The organism is Robertmurraya sp. FSL W8-0741, from assembly GCF_038004005.1.
Taxonomy (GTDB): Bacteria; Bacillota; Bacilli; order Bacillales; family Cytobacillaceae; genus Robertmurraya; species Robertmurraya siralis.
The window spans coordinates 1777480-1795947 of record NZ_JBBOQG010000001.1 but is presented as its reverse complement, the minus strand read 5'-3'; the positions used below and the strand labels follow the sequence as shown (position 1 = coordinate 1795947).

The 18468-nt window shown below is 39.0% G+C and carries 14 protein-coding genes; 1 reads left to right on the top strand and 13 read right to left on the bottom strand.

Features of this window, described 5'->3' with window-relative positions:
* Positions 1-22 precede the first annotated feature (22 nt).
* The gene (locus NST02_RS08670) at positions 23-508 is read left to right on the top strand and encodes a LiaI-LiaF-like domain-containing protein (protein ID WP_212933121.1); all 486 of its coding nucleotides are present in this window, start codon (positions 23-25) and stop codon (positions 506-508) included.
* Between the two features lie 428 nt (positions 509-936).
* Here NST02_RS08670 and NST02_RS08665 read toward each other — a convergent pair whose 3' ends face one another.
* From NST02_RS08665 to leuB, 13 genes are all read right to left on the bottom strand, one after another.
* The gene (locus tag NST02_RS08665; RefSeq protein ID WP_095307549.1) at positions 937-1671 is read right to left on the bottom strand and encodes an amino acid ABC transporter ATP-binding protein; all 735 of its coding nucleotides are present in this window, start codon (positions 1669-1671) and stop codon (positions 937-939) included.
* Positions 1672-1682: 11 nt separating this feature from the next.
* The gene (locus tag NST02_RS08660) at positions 1683-2330 is read right to left on the bottom strand and encodes an amino acid ABC transporter permease (RefSeq protein ID WP_095307557.1); all 648 of its coding nucleotides are present in this window, start codon (positions 2328-2330) and stop codon (positions 1683-1685) included.
* 54 nt (positions 2331-2384) lie between these two features.
* Positions 2385-3176: a transporter substrate-binding domain-containing protein gene (locus tag NST02_RS08655; RefSeq protein WP_340948726.1), complete on the bottom strand. Its 792-nt coding sequence runs from the start codon at positions 3174-3176 to the stop codon at positions 2385-2387.
* A gap of 258 nt (positions 3177-3434) precedes the next feature.
* The gene (gene yihA, locus NST02_RS08650) at positions 3435-4019 is read right to left on the bottom strand and encodes a ribosome biogenesis GTP-binding protein YihA/YsxC (RefSeq protein ID WP_137743948.1); all 585 of its coding nucleotides are present in this window, start codon (positions 4017-4019) and stop codon (positions 3435-3437) included.
* Complete coding sequence (gene lon / locus NST02_RS08645; protein ID WP_137743949.1) at positions 4016-6343, bottom strand: endopeptidase La; 2328 nt, start codon at positions 6341-6343, stop codon at positions 4016-4018. The genes yihA and lon overlap by 4 nt, the downstream gene beginning before the upstream one ends.
* A gap of 361 nt (positions 6344-6704) precedes the next feature.
* The gene (gene lonB / locus NST02_RS08640; protein WP_095307591.1) at positions 6705-8372 is read right to left on the bottom strand and encodes an ATP-dependent protease LonB; all 1668 of its coding nucleotides are present in this window, start codon (positions 8370-8372) and stop codon (positions 6705-6707) included.
* A 499-nt stretch (positions 8373-8871) separates the two neighbouring features.
* On the bottom strand, positions 8872-10137 hold the full coding sequence (gene clpX, locus NST02_RS08635) for an ATP-dependent protease ATP-binding subunit ClpX (protein ID WP_095307604.1): 1266 nt from the start codon (positions 10135-10137) through the stop codon (positions 8872-8874).
* A 641-nt stretch (positions 10138-10778) separates the two neighbouring features.
* Positions 10779-12062, bottom strand: a complete 1284-nt coding sequence (gene tig / locus NST02_RS08630; protein WP_212933118.1) for a trigger factor — start codon at positions 12060-12062, stop codon at positions 10779-10781.
* 296 nt (positions 12063-12358) lie between these two features.
* On the bottom strand, positions 12359-13381 hold the full coding sequence (locus NST02_RS08625; protein ID WP_340948723.1) for a tetratricopeptide repeat protein: 1023 nt from the start codon (positions 13379-13381) through the stop codon (positions 12359-12361).
* A 586-nt stretch (positions 13382-13967) separates the two neighbouring features.
* Positions 13968-14600 (bottom strand): DUF1349 domain-containing protein, encoded by a 633-nt coding sequence (locus NST02_RS08620; RefSeq protein ID WP_095307636.1) that lies wholly within the window; start codon positions 14598-14600, stop codon positions 13968-13970.
* A gap of 607 nt (positions 14601-15207) precedes the next feature.
* Positions 15208-15795: a 3-isopropylmalate dehydratase small subunit gene (leuD, locus tag NST02_RS08615; RefSeq protein ID WP_095307637.1), complete on the bottom strand. Its 588-nt coding sequence runs from the start codon at positions 15793-15795 to the stop codon at positions 15208-15210.
* 13 nt (positions 15796-15808) lie between these two features.
* Positions 15809-17221, bottom strand: coding sequence for a 3-isopropylmalate dehydratase large subunit (gene leuC, locus NST02_RS08610; protein WP_137743952.1), 1413 nt, complete (start codon positions 17219-17221; stop codon positions 15809-15811).
* 119 nt (positions 17222-17340) lie between these two features.
* Positions 17341-18453, bottom strand: coding sequence for a 3-isopropylmalate dehydrogenase (gene leuB / locus NST02_RS08605; RefSeq protein WP_095307642.1), 1113 nt, complete (start codon positions 18451-18453; stop codon positions 17341-17343).
* Positions 18454-18468: the final 15 nt, after the last annotated feature.

Sequence of the window (18468 nt, the reverse complement as noted above, 5' to 3'; positions counted from 1 at the left end):
AATTTACGTTGGAAGTGTAAAAATGAAAAATCAACGAATTTTCCCTGGAATCATTCTTTTAGGATTTGGGGGATACTTCTTTTTAGAACAAGCAAATATTACCCTTTTCGACGGCCTTCACACATGGCCGACTCTCTTAATCATTGTAGGCCTAGCTTTCCTATTTCAAGGCTACTTAGCAAAGGATTATGATGCAATTTTGCCAGGGGTCATCCTCGCTGGATTCGGTCTGCATTTCCATGTTATTAAACATCTTACGATTTGGCCGAACTCAACCGGGGCCTTTATCTTAATTATTGCTCTCGGCTTTCTCCTCCGTTATCAAAAAGTCGGATCCGGTCTATTCCAAGGTCTATTATTCCTAGTATTGGCAATTATGCTCCTTTTTTATGAGAAAATTATTGGCTGGCTAGGTTTTTTTGAAAATGGCATCACATCTGTACTAAATTATTGGCCAATCCTATTCATTGGCTTCGGAGTCTATCTTTTGTTTGTGCGAAGTAAATAAAAAAACAGTTACACGCTCCAAACTAAAAAGCAAGTGAAGCTATCTCGCGTCACTTGCTTTCTTCTTTCCATTTTTCCCACCATGTCGTTGATGTAAACCGATATAGGCTGATAGACTCTCATTTGGACAATATACGGTTGAATTTCTCCCCCCTTGGCATGTTATGAGGATAAAATTCCTTTTTCAAAGACTCTCCTTGAAAACGAACTTTTTTTGCTCAAAATCCGCTCACCTTTGTCCTCATGAGTCTCCTATGTGGACACGGTTTCCTTCTTTTTGGCTTTTCTTTGTCCTCATGAACCCTTTATGAGAACACGCGGTGCTCTTTTATACCTTTCTCTGTCCTCATGAGCCCTTCATGCGGACACGGTTCCTTGAATTCTACTATTTTTTGTCGGCATGCACCTTTTTAGTGACTGATATAGCCATTATAAAACCGAATCTAAAAAATCCTTTGTTCTCTGTTCTTGCGGGTGCTGAAACAATTCCTTTGGATGACCTACTTCAACTATTTTTCCATCATGCATGTAAATAACCCAATCTGCGACTTCGCGGGCAAACCCCATTTCATGTGTTACGACAATCATTGTCATTCCTTCTAATGCAAGCTCTTTCATAGTAGCCAATACTTCACCAACGAGCTCGGGGTCCAATGCTGATGTTGGTTCATCAAAAAGCATAATATCCGGCTTCATGGCTAACGCTCTAGCAATCGCAACTCGCTGCTTTTGTCCACCTGATAACTTAGAAGGAAAAACGTTCGCTTTTTCTGATAAGCCTACTTTTTCAAGCAAGCGCATCGCTTCCACTCTTACTTCCTCCTTCGGCATCTTTTTCACAAATAACGGCGCCTCCATCACATTTTCTAATACAGTTTTATGGGGAAATAAATGGAAATGTTGAAACACCATGCCTACTCGAGCTCTAACCTGATTTAAATCATGGGTGGTCTCTTCAATTTGCTCTCCTTCAATAATGATCCTCCCGCTATCCTTTATTTCTAAAAAGTTTAAACAGCGCAATAACGTACTTTTACCAGAACCACTTGCACCGATTAAACAGACGACTTCGCTTTCTCTCACTGTCAAATTTATATCCTTTAAAACATGTAATTGACCAAAAGATTTGTTTAATTTTTCCACTTCAATCTTCAACACAGACATTATATCTCTCCTTAATCACTGCTTGCCATTTTCTTTTCTACCTTTCCAACAAGGACTGAAAAGAATAGAACAAGCACTAAATAATAAACTGCTACAATCAATAAATAGCTCATGTAGTCAAAATCACTTGAGCCGAGTGTTGTAGCTACGTTAAAGAGCTCATACATGCCAATAAACGATGCGAGGGAAGAATCCTTTAAAGCAATAATAAATTGATTTCCCAATGGTGGTAACGCCCTCCGAAACGCCTGTGGCAAGATGATTCTTCGCATCGATAATCCACTTGACATCCCAAGAGACCGAGCTGCCTCCATTTGCCCTTTATCCACTGACTGGATCGCACCGCGAAAGATTTCTGCAATATATGCCCCATTATGAAAAGCAAGCCCTAGTACAACAGACCAAAACTGAGAAATATTTAAAGCTGTCAATCCGAAGTAAAAGATGAATATTTGTACGACGAGCGGGGTTCCGCGTACGAGAAAGATATATAAATTCGCAATCCACTCAAGTATTTTGACAGTTGATATTTTTAAAAACGCAAAGAACAAACCAATAAATATAGCAATCAAAATAGAAACAATCGTTAATTGAAAAGTAAGGAGCATCCCCCGCAAAAAAATTGGAGATGTCTCTATAAATAAAGATAATAATTCCAAAAAGATACCTCCTAACAGCGATGGCGAATGCAGCTATGCACATTCGCCATTTGCTTAAGATTCTTCAGGGAGTACTGTAATATCCTCGCCAATATATTTCTTACTAATTTCTGCTAATGTGCCATTTTCTTTTAATGTTTGAAGAGCTTCGTTGATTTTTTTTAAAAGGGCTTCATTGTCTTTCGCAACAGCAATTGCCTGTTCACTTTTTCCCAGCAATTCTTTCCCTTCGATTTCCATTCCGGCCCCAATCGCTTCTTTGCCCGTTACAAAGTCCGTAATAACCGCATCATGCTTTCCGCGGTTAAGTGCCTCAAGTGCTGTGACATCACTGTCATAAAATATGATATTCGTTGAAATACTTGCTGCATTTTCCTCATAAGTAGAACCTTTCGATACGGCAATTTCTAATCCCTCTAAATCTGCCAGCTTCTCCACCGAGCTATCCGGACGGACAAAAATTTGTGGGCCAGAATAATAATATGGCGTTGAAAAGCTTACATGCTCTAAGCGCTCTTCTGTAATTGTATGACTGGCAATGGCTGCATCGACACGACCTGCCTTCACACTTTCGACAATGCTACCGAACTTCATCTTTTTCTGCACTGGTTCAAGCCCTAATTCCTGTGCTATCGCCTCACCTACTTCGATATCAAACCCCGTCATCTTACCATCTGCCGCCGTGACACTGAAGGGCTTAAATTCGCCTGAAGATGCGAAGACTAGTTCTCCATCTTTAATCAACTTAAATCCATCTGCATTTTCTGAGGATGCCCCGCCTGAGCCACACGCTGTAAGGAGAAACAACAAAAGAACCCCAACTGCTCCTTGTGTGAATCGTTTCATAACAACAACTCCTTTATTTCGTGAGTGATTTCAACTTTTGCAAAAGGATGAAATCGTGGTAAAAGTATTATTTGTAACAAAATCCCACTTTTACCGAATTTTCAGTTTATTTTAACTAAATTTAATTCATTTACGGAAAAAAGACGTTTAACTTGAGATTTTCCTAAGCTTGGACTGGTTTTTATATTTGTATGAACTAAAAGTAAAAAAAAGAACTTGATGATTTTGATCCATCAAGTTCTTTCAGTTACTGGTATTTTATGCCATATAATTTTCAATCGCAGTCCACGCTTCATCTTTTCCCTTTCCCGTTTCTGAAGAAAAAAGAATGATTGTATCTTTTTGATCTAAATCCAATGTTTCCGTTGTTACTTTCAAATGCTTTTGCCATTTTGACTTCGAAATCTTATCCGCCTTTGTCGCAATAACAATACAAGGTATATCATAATGCTTTAAAAAGTTATACATCATAATGTCATCGCTTGTGGGAGGATGACGTAAATCCACAATTAACAGTACGGCACGAAGCTGTTCGCGAGAAGTTAAATAAGTTTCAATCATTTTTCCCCATGCTTCCCGTTCTTTTTTGGAAACCTTCGCATAGCCATAGCCTGGAACATCAACAAAGTGAAGAATTTCATTGATTAAATAAAAGTTCAAAGTTTGCGTTTTTCCTGGCTTCGAAGATATTCTCGCCAACCCTTTACGGTTAAGCATTTTATTAATAAAAGAGGATTTCCCTACATTCGAGCGACCGGCTAATGCAAATTCAGGTAAATTTGTATCGGGATACTGCTCAGGCTTCACAGCACTTATGACGATATCTGAACTCACTACCTTCACGATGGTGCACCGCCATTAAGAGCAATCGATAGGACCTCATCAACATGGGTTACCGGGAAAAACTTAAGTTGATCTCTAACACTCTCTGGAATATCATCTATATCCTTTTCATTATCCTTTGGAAGGATAATGACAGAAAGACCAGCACGATGAGCACTTAATGTTTTTTCTTTCAAGCCTCCGATTGGAAGAACCCGTCCTCTTAACGTAATCTCACCAGTCATTCCGACTTCTTTTTTAATTGGTTTTCCTGTTAATGCAGAGACGAGAGCTGTCGCCATTGTGATTCCTGCAGATGGACCATCCTTCGGTACCGCACCTTCAGGGACATGAATATGAATATCATTCTTCTCATAAAAATCCTCTTCTATCCCAAGCTCTGCTGCTTTTGAGCGAACATAGCTAAACGCAGCCTGGGCTGATTCCTTCATCACATCTCCGAGCTTTCCTGTCAATACAAGCTTACCTTTTCCAGGTGATAGCGATACTTCAATTTGCAGTGTATCTCCGCCGACTGTTGTATATGCTAGTCCTGTTGCCACACCGACTTGATCCTCAAGCTCTGCCTGACCATAACGGAAAATCGTTTTTCCTAAAAATTCTTCCACATTCTTTTCCGTAACGACAACACGCTTCTTTTCGTTTGAAACGATAATTCTTGCCGTTTTGCGGCAAATCGCTGCAAGCTGACGTTCTAAGCTGCGCACACCCGCTTCTCTCGTATAATAACGGACAATTTTTTGGATGCCATCCTCTCGAATTTGCAATTGGGACTTCGTCATCCCATGCTCTTTAATTTGCTTAGGCAATAAATGATCCTTCGCAATATGAATTTTTTCAAGCTCTGTATAGCCAGCGATCGAAATGATCTCCATTCGATCTCTTAACGGCCCAGGGATCGAGCTTAAATCATTTGCCGTTGCAATAAACATGACCTTCGATAAATCATATGTTTCTTCAATATAGTGATCACTGAAATTATGATTTTGCTCTGGATCCAATACTTCGAGCATAGCAGAAGAAGGATCACCTCTAAAATCACTTGACATCTTATCAATTTCATCAAGCAAGAATACTGGATTAATCGTTCCGGCCTTTTTCATGCCTTGAATAATGCGCCCTGGCATTGCGCCAACATAGGTCCGTCTATGACCGCGAATTTCCGACTCATCCCGGACACCACCGAGTGAAATACGGACGAAATTACGATTTAACGAACGAGCAATCGATCGGGCTAAACTCGTTTTTCCGACACCGGGAGGGCCGGCAAGACATAAAATCGGTCCTTTTAAGGAGTTCGTCATCTTTTGAACAGCCAAATATTCAAGAACCCGTTCTTTTACTTTTTCTAAGCCGTAATGATCTTCATCTAAAATTCGTTCCGCTTTTAAAATATTGAGATCATCTTCCGTCGCATTCGTCCAAGGTAACGAAATAAGCCAATCAATATAGTTCCGAATGACGGAGCTTTCGGCTGAAGTTGAAGGGACCTTCTCGTAGCGGTCTAGCTCTTTTAAAGCTGCCTTCTTCACGTGTTCGACCATATTAGCTTTCTCGATCTTCTCAGCTAGTTCAGCAATCTCGCCTGTTTTTCCATCTTTATCGCCAAGCTCCTTTTGGATCGCCTTCATTTGTTCACGCAAATAATATTCCTTTTGCGTTCTTTCCATTGACTTCTTGACACGTTGGCCGATTTTCTTTTCTAAATTGAGAACTTCTTTCTCATTATGAATAATTTCAATTAATCGATTGACCCTATCCTTAACATTGATCGTCTCTAAAATTTCTTGCTTCTCTTTTAGCTTAAGCGGCAAATGTGAGGCAATAATATCTGCCATTCTTCCTGGTTCTTCAATATCTGTTAAGCTTGAGTAAGTTTCGGCTGAAATCTTTTTTGACATTTTTATGTACTGTTCAAAATATTCCAGTAGCGTGCGCATAAACGCTTCGTCTTCAACATCCTTTTCGGTTGAATCCACATACGTTTTCACACTTACAGCAAAATGATCATTTTCATCAAAAAAGCTAATAATTTCAGCTCTTTTTAAGCCTTCCACAAGAACGCGAATCGTTCCGTTCGGGAGCTTTAACATTTGCTTTACCTTTGTCAAAGTTCCCATTCTGTATAAATCCTCTTCCCCAGGATCATCTATGGACATGTCTTTTTGCGTTGTTAAAAAAATGAGACTATCATCTACCATTGCCTTCTCTAAAGCTTGAACAGACTTATCCCGGCCCACATCTAGATGCAAGACCATAGTAGGATATACAAGTAAGCCTCGAAGCGGTAGGAGGGGGACGATTACTTCCTTCTTATTCGCCATTTACTAGCACCTCCAAATGCATATCTATCTTCATAAAAATGAGAATAATTCATTGTACAATTCTATCGTATTTACGAATAATAGTCTATTTTAAGGCTTTCGATTCAATTTCACAATAACCAAAGGAAAACTTTGAACAAACGATTGGGGAACATTCTTTAGTATCAATCATTTTCTGACGACAATGCATGAATCTGGAGAATTTCTTTGACAAATAAGAAATTTGCTCCCTATGCTCCTGAACCGTGGGAATTTTCCATTTAAACAAGAGCATTCACCGCAATTTCTAAAGAGAGAGGGGAAGAAACCCAATAAAAAACTTCGGCTTTTTGTACAAACCGAAGTTTTTTTTGAGTGAAAGTTAAATACTTTCTTTCTTCTTTAATTCGACAGAAGCCGTAATCACTCTTTCCTCAGGCTTTTCTTTTAATAAGGCCACATCAAATACTTCTGATAGGTGCGTGACAGGAACAATGGTGATTCCCTTCACTTCGTTCAAAATAGATTGGACGTTTTCTTTCGGAATGATGACCGTTTCTGCCCCTGCTTTTTTCGCTGCCTTTATCTTTGGAAGAACTCCGCCAATTGGCTTTACATTCCCATGAATACTAATTTCTCCTGTCATTGCAACCGTATGATCGATCGGAAGCTTATAAATGGCAGAGTAAATTCCTGTAGCCATGGCAATACCAGCTGAAGGTCCATCTATCGGAACCCCACCTGGAAAGTTTACGTGAATATCAAACTCATCTGCAGGAACCCCCATAGAGCGAAGAACAGTAATAACATTTTCAATAGAACCTTTTGCCAAACTCTTTCTTCGAATCGATTTACTTCTATCGCCAATACTTTCTTCTTCGACAATTCCAGTAATATTGATTGTGCCTTTTTCTCTGGCAGGGATGGCCATCACTTCTATTTCCAATAATGCTCCTGTATTGGGACCATAGACTGCTAACCCGTTAACGAGTCCAACTGAGGAAAATTTCATGATCTTTCTTTCCATCCGTGGAGAAAGCTGGCTTGAATGGACGACCCATTCAATATCTTCATCTTTAATATAATTACGTTCTTCCTGAATCGCTAGACCAGCGGAGGTTTGGATTAAATTAACGGCTTCACGACCATTGCGAGCGTAATTAGCAAGGGTTTTCAACCCCGTTTCACCGATCTTCAGCTTCACCTTATCCGCTGCCTTCTTGCCGACCTTTTCAATTTCTTCCTCAGTCAGCTCTCGGAAAAACACCTCCATGCACCGGGAGCGGATCGCTGGAGGGATTTCACTCGGTGTCCTTGTTGTTGCACCAATTAAGCGAAAATCCGCCGGCAATCCATTTTTAAAAATATCATGTATATGATTCGGGATTTGCGTGTTCTCTTCGTTATAATAGGCGCTTTCCAAGAAGACTTTTCGATCCTCTAACACTTTCAAGAGCTTATTCATTTGAATGGGATGAAGTTCACCTATCTCATCAATAAACAAAACTCCCCCATGGGCATTTGTTACGGCACCCTGCTTTGGCTGAGGAATACCAGCCTGCCCCATCGCTCCAGCTCCCTGATAAATCGGATCATGGACGGAGCCGATGAGAGGATCGGCAATTCCCCGTTCATCAAAGCGGGCTGTAGTTGCATCTAGCTCTACAAAGACAGAGTTGGGCTTAAACGGGGATTTAGGATTTTTTTTCGCCTCTTCAAGAACTAATCTTGCTGCGGCTGTTTTCCCAACACCAGGCGGTCCATAAATGATTACATGCTGTGGATTAGGACCGCATAAAGCTGCTTTAAGCGCCTTTATTCCATCCTCTTGACCGACAATATCCTCAAAACTTGAGGGGCGAACCCGTTCTGAAAGTGGCTCAGTTAAAGAGATGGACCGCATTTTTTTTAGCTGGTCCATTTCCTTTCTTGATTCCCTATCTATCGATACTTTTTGTGTACGCTGATTTCTTAATAAATTCCAAAAATAAAGCCCTATTACAATACCGAAAAAAAGCTGGATAAATAAGGCTATCCCTGTCCAACTCATGGTCTTCCCTCCTGTACCTCTCTAGCTTGTATAATGGGTTGCATTTTATATGGATGCCTCTTTCGTTTCTGCCTCCATCTCATCATTTAAATAACTTGCATTTAAGTTATTTGCATACGTTTAGTATCTCCTCTTCAAGAATGGAATAAACAACAATTTTATAGAAATCTTTGAAAGAGAGGAAAGGAAAAAAAAGTGGATCTTCAAAAGTTATCAATTCGTTTTTTTATTGCGAGGAGCGGCGTTATTCCTCATCTATCGTCGTCCATGCGATAGTGAGCTTATTCCTGTGATGAAGGAACGATAGCACTTCTTCTGTAACTTTTCGAAGGAAAGCGAATCCTGAAGTTTGTTATACACACATGGCTAAAAACGAAATCTATAGTTTCCCGAAACGATAAAAAGTCAAACCAATAGCTGGTTTGACTTTTTAAAAGCTTTATTACATTGCCAACGGACCGCATAACAATAGCCAGTTAAGGCAGCCTTAATCATCATCTCATGCTGATGTTTTCGTTTCTTCGTCAATCACAGTTCCATCTTTTAGAAGAAGCTTCGGTGCACTGTTCTCAATAACAGTTTCCTTCGTGATGATGCATTTTGAAATATCATCGCGGGAAGGTAATTCATACATAACATCAAGCATAATCGCTTCGATAATCGATCTTAATCCACGAGCTCCCGTTTTGCGTTCAATTGCTTTTTTAGCAATTTCTTTAAGAGCCTCTTCCTCAAATTCTAGCTCAACATCATCAATTTCAAGCATCTTTTGGAATTGTTTAACTAAAGCATTTTTAGGCTTCGTTAAAATCTGAATTAATGCTTCTTCATCAAGTGAGTTCAAGCTCGCAATGACTGGAAGACGGCCAATAAATTCAGGGATAAGCCCGAATCTTAATAGATCCTCTGGTAATACTTTTGACAATAAGTCTTTGTCTTCCACTTCTTGCTGTTTAACATCGGCGCCAAAGCCAATAACTTTCTGACCTAAACGGCGTTTAATAATCGGTTCGATGCCGTCGAAAGCACCACCGCAAATAAATAAAATATTTGTTGTATCAATTTGAATAAATTCCTGATGAGGATGTTTTCTTCCACCCTGTGGAGGTACACTTGCTACTGTACCTTCTAAAATTTTTAACAATGCCTGCTGAACACCTTCGCCTGATACATCTCTTGTAATCGAAGGATTCTCTGATTTACGGGCCACTTTATCAATTTCATCGATGTAAATAATGCCTTTTTCTGCCTTTTCCACATCATAGTCAGCAGCTTGGATTAATTTAAGTAAAATGTTTTCAACATCTTCCCCTACATATCCAGCCTCTGTAAGTGATGTAGCATCAGCGATAGCAAAGGGAACATTTAAAATTCGCGCAAGCGTCTGAGCCAGCAATGTTTTCCCACTACCAGTTGGACCAATCATAGCAATATTACTCTTAGCCAACTCAACATCATCAATTTTACTATTTGAATTAATGCGTTTGTAATGGTTGTAAACAGCCACTGACAAATTTTTCTTTGCCTGGTCCTGACCGATTACATATTCGTCTAGAATATCCCGAATTTCTTTCGGCTTCGGTACATCCTTAAATTCCACTTCTTCCTCTGTTCCAAGCTCTTCTTCCACAATTTCTGTGCAAAGCTCAATACATTCATCACATATATATACACCTGGTCCGGCAACTAACTTACGAACTTGGTCCTGTGTTTTACCACAGAAAGAACATTTTAATTGTCCTTTTTCATCATTAAATTTAAACAATTTTTTCACCCCTTGAAAACGTCTAGTATCGTCTCTTGTTTACGTAGAACTTTTCTTTATGTAAAAATTTGAGCCGATTTCACGAAAGAATATCCACTTGGAAAAATTTTTACATATAAAGTTATTTACATTTCACCAGAGGCTCCGCTGGACTTTCTTTGTCGCTACACGCCAACTAGAACATCTGCTCCCTGCTCGTTCACTACTGCAAATTATTTCTCTATCTTAAGTTATTTTAAACAAAATACTGCTTTAGTTTTTGGTAAAAATGAACGCAAAATGGTTCTTCTTTACAAACAATTTCAATAGTTATGTATTGCATTGTACCACATTTTATGTACGGACAGGAAATAATAACTCTTATACACAGAAGCTGTTTTTCCAGACCTTGAGCAGGGCTAGATTCACGAAAACGGAAGAAAGACCTTTTAACTGGTGTACAGTTAAGCTTAACCAAAAACGGTCAAATTAAGTCGGTAGTTTTCCTTAAACTTATTTTTTAAATTTGCAGATACTTTTGATTATATGTATATGTACAAAACTGACAATAATTGAATAACGCCAGTATAAATATTATATTTTATATTTTATAAAACAAGGCACGAATAAATCGTGCCTTGTTTTATTAAGTTTGTTTTATATTATTCAACCGTTTTGCTATTTTCAACAAGGAAATCTAAAGCTTTGCGAACTTGCACATCCGCTTTTAGGCCTTCGAGGCTACCTAAAGCAGCAGTGATATTCTCTACAGGCATATTGTACATTTCGGACATCTTGTTTAACTCTGCATCCATTTCTTCAGGTGAAACTTCAATGTTTTCCGCCTTTGCAATCGCTTCGAGAGTAAGGTTCATACGAACACGCTTTTCAGCCTCTTCTTTCATTTGCTCGCGTAAAGCACTTTCGTCTTGACCTGAGAATTGGAAGTAAAGTTCAAGATTCATTCCTTGCATTTGTAGACGTTGCTCAAACTCTTGCATCATGCGATCTACTTCGTTATCGATCATGATAGCCGGCAAGTCAATCTCAGCATTTTCAGCCGCTTTTTCTACAACTGTATCGCGTACAGTATGCTCAGCTTCATGCTTCTTGCTTTCTTCAAGGCGCGTTTTAATTTTTTCTTTTAATGCATCTAAAGTTTCTACTTCATCATCTGCATCTTTAGCGAATTCATCGTCAAGCTCAGGAAGTTCTTTTCCTTTTACTTCATGAACTTTCACTTTAAATACTGCCTTTTTGCCAGCAAGCTCAGCCGCATGGTAATCTTCTGGGAATGTAACTTCTACATCCTTTTCTTCACCAGCAGCAGTTCCAACTAGCTGCTCTTCAAAACCAGGGATAAATTGACCTGAACCAAGCTCAAGGGAATAGTTATCTGCCTGTCCACCTTCGAACGCTTCTCCGTCAACAAATCCTTCGAAATCCATTACGACTGTATCGCCATTTTCAGCAGCAGTTTCTTTTATTACTAACTCAGCATGACGCTCTTGAAGTGAGGTTAATTCTTGATTAACATCTTCTTCTGTTACTTCAGTATTAATCTTTTCTACTTCTATCCCTTTGTATTGCCCAAGCTTTACTTCCGGTTTAACAGTAACTGTCGCTTTGAAAATAAGAGCTTTTCCTTTTTCTACTTGTTCAACATCAATTTCCGGACGATCCACCGGCTCAATTCCAGCTTCCTCAATCGCATTTGTATAAGCTTCTGGAAGAAGGATATCAATCGCATCTTGGTACAAAGATTCTACTCCAAAACGCTTTTCAAACATTGCACGAGGCATTTTCCCTTTACGGAAACCAGGTACACTTACTGTTTTAACAACTTTTTTGAATGCAGCGTCCAAACCCTCATTAAACTTCTCTGCATCTACTTCAAATGTAAGAACTCCTTGGTTCCCTTCTTGTTTTTCCCATTTTGCAGACATACTTATATTCCCTCCAAAATCTATTATCATTGGTTCTTTTCCACACGATTTGCTATTGCTGTCCTAAAGAATCACGCTAAAGCAAAAAAATAACGCCATTCACTCCATTCATAGCAGGAAAGCAATTTGCTAAAATGAACTACGGCTTTGCAATTGGCAATAACAATCAGTAATTTGAAAACAACCATAATGAATATGCATCCTATAGCCATATCCAATTTAATATGTAAATACCAATGATTACACATTACAACCACTACATTATAACATACGATTTGTCTCTTTCAACATTGAAGCTAAATAATGGGATAAGAAATTTTTTCTAATTTTTGAATAAAGAAATAGGCCCTTTCAACTTCCTCAATAACAACCTGATACTGTGCTGCTATATCTTCTATATGAGCGTCGACTCCGTTGAACCTCAGACCCGTAAGATGATATGCTGCTGCCCATAAAACCGGAGCAACGGGCGACCATTCAAATGGATAAAGAAGATATAAATGTCGTTCAATGAGGCTCATAATATGTTGATAGAGAACAGGATCTTCATTCTCAAGATGAAATAGCTCCTTTTGTACATCCTTCATTTGTTTCATTTCAGTGGAAGGGATGAGTAGGCTTGGAACAACAAGCTTCACCTTGCCAAATTTCTCAACCTGAATCTCTTTTTCATATTCCTGTTCTTGCAATATATTGAGGAGCATCGTTTTAAGAAACGGATGACCTTCTTCGCTTTCAAGATATTGTTTTACTTCCGTTATGTATTGTCGAACATTTTTATGTGCCAATTCGGCTATCGCTAATACTAATTGATTAGGGTCTTTATTCGCCAACAAATTTGTGTTTTTGTTCTCATCATCAGCATATTGACTTCGTTCACCCTGCTCCACTTTATTCTCAATCATTCGCTTGCAAAATGCCAAAAGTTTGGAAAAATGCTCCTGTTTTTCAAACGGAATTTCCTTCTCATCCTGAAGAACTTCGATCGTTGTCATAATTTTTTCATATTCATGAAGTTGAACGAGGATCATTAAATAAAGATCGACCGTTTGGAAATACTCGCCAATTCCTTCTTTCAGCATGTCTTCAGCGAGCTGTTTTGCTTTCTCAAAAACCCCTGCTTCATAATAGGCTAAAACCAAGCCAACATAAACATCGCCATCCTTGGGCGCAAGGCTCTTCGCTTCTTCAAACCATTTCACAGCTTCTGTAAAATTCTTCTGCTGAAGTTGTTCTAAGCCTTTGTCTAAAAGCCGTTTTTCAAGGTCAGGAAATTGAATAACATTGCCTTTTATTCTCTTTCGCCCCTTTTTGTTCATATAAAATACCCCTTCAAATAAGTTGAGGTAAGTTTAGCATGTTCTAAAACATGTCTGCAAGCGTGGAGTAAAGTAATGAATAATACATCCTTTTCAGTAAAAGTCACCATACTTTTTGAAGCTTATGCACCTTAATCGTGTACCATAAAGAAACCCTGCAGGAGTGCAAGCTAGAATCAAAACAAATGAACATTTTTTCCTTATTTACTACGCAATACTGTACCGAAAATGTACGGCATGCAGCCCGTTGAATAAAGAGCAACGGCTAATCATAATACATGACTAGCCTATCCTTTCAAATAAAAAATCCCACAAACCGAAAGCATAGACATAGTCTAAGCTTCGATATTGTGGGGTGCTCCATTACGATTGCTAAATAAATTTTTTAGTCTATCTATGATGTTGATACATTACATCATTTATTAATCGTATCTCAAGTACGATCAAGTAAATAAGGATTAGTCAGACCTCAATACAACTGACAGGCAATTAAAGTTGTGTGTGCCCAACCATTTCTTACTCCCACAATAATTCTTTAAAATTCTATGAGCCTGAATTCGCTAACGTTTTAATCATTGATGTAATCTTATAAATAAGCTTCTTTCGGATCATTACCAAGTTCTTCGATGGTAAGATAATCAAAACGAACGACTTGTTCTTTTCCTTGAGGACTACATGCGTATACTCCCGCTTGAATCGTTGCATTCTTGGAAATATGTAAATGGGCAATTCTTATTTGATTCCAAACCTCGCCATCCCATGAAAAATCAACATAGCAGTTTTGTTCAATTTTAGATATTCTATAGTAAATTTGAACATTATTACAATCCACATATTGTGTCGACCAATCAGAGTATCCTCTATTTGTAACTACTGCTCCTAACTTACTTAAACCATCTGGTATATACTCTAAAGACGTTTTCACCCATGTATCTTCCGATAATCGTATCATAAGTCCCGCTTGGTCATACCTTGAACTTGGGGAAGCTTCAACTTTTGTTGTCATTCTAAAATTCTTTATTGTTTTTGCATAGAGGAAATGTCCATTGTCTGCCTGAAAGCCATAATGTGTTCGTTGCCAATAATCCGTTCTTTCATCCGTTTCTAACACAAGTTTAGATGAGCTGATTTCCCATTTTTTTGGCTCACAACGCCACTCTAATTTGTCATTTAATCTTTCTCCACCAAAATCCTCATATAGAATCAAACCCTTTTTCATGCCATAACCTCCTGTTAAGTTATTTCTTTCACTCTGACATAGACTCACTTGGCTCTTACTAGCAAAATTTATAGAACGCTATGACTACTTTTTACCATTATTATATTATTAAAATTTTTTTTTTTAATCTTACACATAGATAACAAAGTTTACGAAAACATTCTTCCTTTTTCTAATGGCTAATGCAATTTTCCAACGTTGAGCATAAATCATTTCTCTCCAGCAAAGATTGTTAGTAGGTTTCATTTTTTTGTTTCATATAGAATTTATCGACATATAAAACATATAAGTTAAAAGAATTTATCACAATCATTCAAAATTGATTAAATTTTTACGATATCTGAAAACATAAAAAAGAACGAGCATTTTAACTGCTCATTCTCTAAACACACTCAATATTTTATTTCTCGATTTAGTTCCGTATCTTCGTAAACCATACTAAAACCCTTCTTGAACATCATAAAAAAGTTTTTTTATTAAACATCGATTTATACACTTGATTCGTTTCAAATGCTAAACAAAGTGACAAAGTCTAACTTAGTTGTTCTCGGAGTCAAAATCCATTATTTTTACAGTGTGCTTGCCCGTAGTTTAATACCTTATAAATCTATAAATTGTTCGCTTGTTCATATGCTGAGATTTTAGCGTCTAGCTGGAGGGTAATTTCAATCTCATCCCAACCATTAACGAGCATCGTTTTCCAATAGTCTGAAATAGGAAAGGTTGCTTTAAAGCCTTCATGATCTGTCACTTTTTGTTCAACTAAATCAATGTGAAGAATCACGGCCTTTTCCTTGCCTTTTGCAATCAGAAGCTTCACTTCCTCTTCCTGCAGCACAATTGGCAGGATGCCATTTTTTAAACAGTTTTGCTTAAAAATATCTGCGAAAGATGGTGCAATCACGGCTTTAAATCCATAGTCAAGCAATGCCCACGGAGCATGCTCCCTCGAAGAGCCACAGCCAAAGTTTTCATTTGCAATTAAAATCGTCGCTCCTTGATTCTCCGGCTTGTTCAATACAAACTCTTCATTTGGAACTCCTTCCGCCTTATATCTCCAATCATAAAATAGAAACTTCCCAAAGCCTGTTTTCTCAATTCGTTTTAAAAATTGCTTCGGAATAATCTGATCAGTATCCACATTGGCACGATCAAGCACTACGGCTTTTCCCCCAAGCTCTTGAAATCCAGTCATTCTCTCACCCTCCTTATAGCGCTTCTACTTTGTTAAGATTACGAATGTCGACAAAATGGCCATTTAACGCTGCTGCTGCTGCCATTTGCGGGCTGACTAAATGCGTTCTGGCACCGGCACCTTGCCGTCCTTCAAAATTTCGATTTGAGGTTGATGCACAATGCTCACCACTTGGCACAACATCTGCATTCATGCTTAAACACATGCTGCAGCCTGCATCGCGCCATTCGAATCCTGCCTCTTCAAAAATCCGGTTCAATCCTTCCTCTTCAGCTGTCCTCTTCACAAATTGAGAGCCTGGAACCACTAAAGCACGAACCCCCGGATGAACTCGCTTTCCTTTTACAATTTCTGCCGCAGCCCGAATATCTTCAATCCGTGAATTTGTGCAAGAACCGATGAACACGTGTTGGATTCTGATATCCTGAATTTTTTGACCTTCCTTTAACCCCATATAAGCTAACGCTCTTGCCAGCGATTCTTTTTCCAATTCAGTAGTACACTCAGCTTCGGTTGGAATTGAACCATCTACTTTAGCTGTCATCGAAGGATTTGTTCCCCAGCTTACCATCGGAGCAATATCACTACCATCAATTTCAATGACTTTATCATATTCGGCGTCCTCATCTGAAGCAAGGGCTTTCCAGTTCTCAACATACTGATCAAAAATCTCTCCCTTTGGCACATGCTTTCTTCCTCTTAAATAGGAGAAAGTCGTCTCATCCGGGCTCACCAAGCCAGCTCTTGCTCCACCTTCAATCGACATATTGCAGATCGTCATCCGTTCTTCCATCGACAAGTTCTTAATGACATCCCCACAATATTCAATTACATATCCTGTCCCAAACTTAATCCCATAGTTTGCTAGAACATATAAAATGACATCCTTGGCCGTGACGCCATTTGCTAAAGCACCATTAATCTCAAGCTTCATTGTTTTTGGCTTTGATTGCCATAGCGTCTGCGTAGCCAATACATGCTCCACTTCACTGGTTCCAATTCCAAAGGCTAGCGCTCCAAACGCGCCATGAGTAGAAGTATGGCTGTCTCCGCATACGATTGTTTTCCCCGGCTGAGTCAAACCTAATTCTGGACCGATGACATGAACAATCCCTTGCTCTGGACTGTTAATCCCAGCCAGTTCAATCCCAAATTCACGACAATTTTTCTCCAATGTAGTCATTTGATTTAAGGCTACTTGATCATCTATTTGTTGGCGATTAATCGTTGGAACATTATGATCCATTGTCGCAAATGTTTTATCCGGTCTACGCACTTTGCGATTTTTCATCCTTAAGCCAGAAAAGGCCTGTGGAGATGTTACTTCGTGCACAAGATGTAAATCAATGTAAAGCAAATCCGGTTTTCCCGCTTCCTTATGAACTATATGGCGTTCCCAAATCTTATCAACAATCGATTTCCCCATCTTATCCCTCCTACAAAAATATTTCTAAATTAGAGCTTTATAGATAAACACGACCGTATAGGTCGTGTTCGTGTCATACTAGGTAAAATATAAAAAGACCTACTCATTAACCATGGCACTTATACGTAGCAGCCCATAATGCTTTGAATCGTTTCATTATCGAGAATGGTCGCCTTGACCTCTTCGACCATTTTTGTCGTTGTCACAAGCTTTGTTCCTACTGACACGATATCTTTAGTTCGGAAACCACTTTTTAACACTTCATTTACGGCAGCTTCAACTGCTTTTGCCTCTTCCTCGAGACCGAAGGATAGACGAAGCATCATGGCAACGGATAATATAGTAGCAAGTGGATTGGCAATATTTTGCCCTTCAATATCAGGTGCAGAGCCATGAATTGGTTCATATAAATATGGGCCACTTTCAGAAATACTCGCCGATGGCAGCATTCCCAGCGAGCCAGTCAAAACAGATGCTTCATCACTCAATATATCGCCAAACATATTTTCCGTTACGACAACATCGAATTGTTTTGGATTACGAACCATCTGCATTGCTGCATTATCGACTAGCATATGTTCAACTATTACCTCAGGATAATCTTTAGCTACCTCTTCAGCAACTTCTCTCCAAAGTCTGCTTGACTCCAATACATTGGCCTTATCTACAGATGTAACACGACCTTTACGGTTCTTCGCTAACTCAAAAGCAAGCTTGATCACCCTTGTCATCTCTGATTTTTGATAAAATAGCGTATCAACGACTACGTCACGACCATCCTGCTTCATTCGTTCACTAGGTTTGCCAAAATACAAACCACCCGTTAACTCCCGAACCATCAGCAAATCGACTTCTTCAATCACTTCTCTTTTTAATGGTGATGAATCAGCAAGGCTAGAATAATAGAGTGTCGGCCGTAAATTCGCATACAATCCTAACTCTTTACGAATCTTTAATAACCCTTTTTCTGGACGAAGATGGACAGGTAATCGATCCCATTTCGGACCCCCAACTGCTCCCAACAGGACTGCATCGCTTCCTTTGCAAAGCTCAATCGTTTCATCTGGTAATGGTGTCCCTAACTCATCTACAGAACCACCACCAATTTGTCCATAAGAGTAGGAGAACTGATGTCCAAATCTCTCTCCAACGGCACGGAGTATTTCTACGGCACCTCTCGTAACCTCTTTTCCAATCCCATCTCCCGGTAGTACTGCGATCCGTTTTTTCATCATTACCCCTCCATC

What these genes read in the sequence shown, in the direction of transcription:
- NST02_RS08670 (WP_212933121.1), top strand. Translation starts at nt 23, where the DNA reads ATGAAAAATCAACGAATTTTCCCTGGAATCATTCTTTTAGGATTTGGG.
- NST02_RS08665 (WP_095307549.1), bottom strand. Translation starts at nt 1,671, where the DNA reads ATGTCTGTGTTGAAGATTGAAGTGGAAAAATTAAACAAATCTTTTGGT.
- NST02_RS08655 (WP_340948726.1), bottom strand. Translation starts at nt 3,176, where the DNA reads ATGAAACGATTCACACAAGGAGCAGTTGGGGTTCTTTTGTTGTTTCTC.
- lon (WP_137743949.1), bottom strand. Translation starts at nt 6,343, where the DNA reads ATGGCGAATAAGAAGGAAGTAATCGTCCCCCTCCTACCGCTTCGAGGC.
- lonB (WP_095307591.1), bottom strand. Translation starts at nt 8,372, where the DNA reads ATGAGTTGGACAGGGATAGCCTTATTTATCCAGCTTTTTTTCGGTATT.
- tig (WP_212933118.1), bottom strand. Translation starts at nt 12,062, where the DNA reads ATGTCTGCAAAATGGGAAAAACAAGAAGGGAACCAAGGAGTTCTTACA.
- NST02_RS08625 (WP_340948723.1), bottom strand. Translation starts at nt 13,381, where the DNA reads ATGAACAAAAAGGGGCGAAAGAGAATAAAAGGCAATGTTATTCAATTT.
- NST02_RS08620 (WP_095307636.1), bottom strand. Translation starts at nt 14,600, where the DNA reads ATGAAAAAGGGTTTGATTCTATATGAGGATTTTGGTGGAGAAAGATTA.
- leuD (WP_095307637.1), bottom strand. Translation starts at nt 15,795, where the DNA reads ATGACTGGATTTCAAGAGCTTGGGGGAAAAGCCGTAGTGCTTGATCGT.
- leuC (WP_137743952.1), bottom strand. Translation starts at nt 17,221, where the DNA reads ATGGGGAAATCGATTGTTGATAAGATTTGGGAACGCCATATAGTTCAT.
- leuB (WP_095307642.1), bottom strand. Translation starts at nt 18,453, where the DNA reads ATGAAAAAACGGATCGCAGTACTACCGGGAGATGGGATTGGAAAAGAG.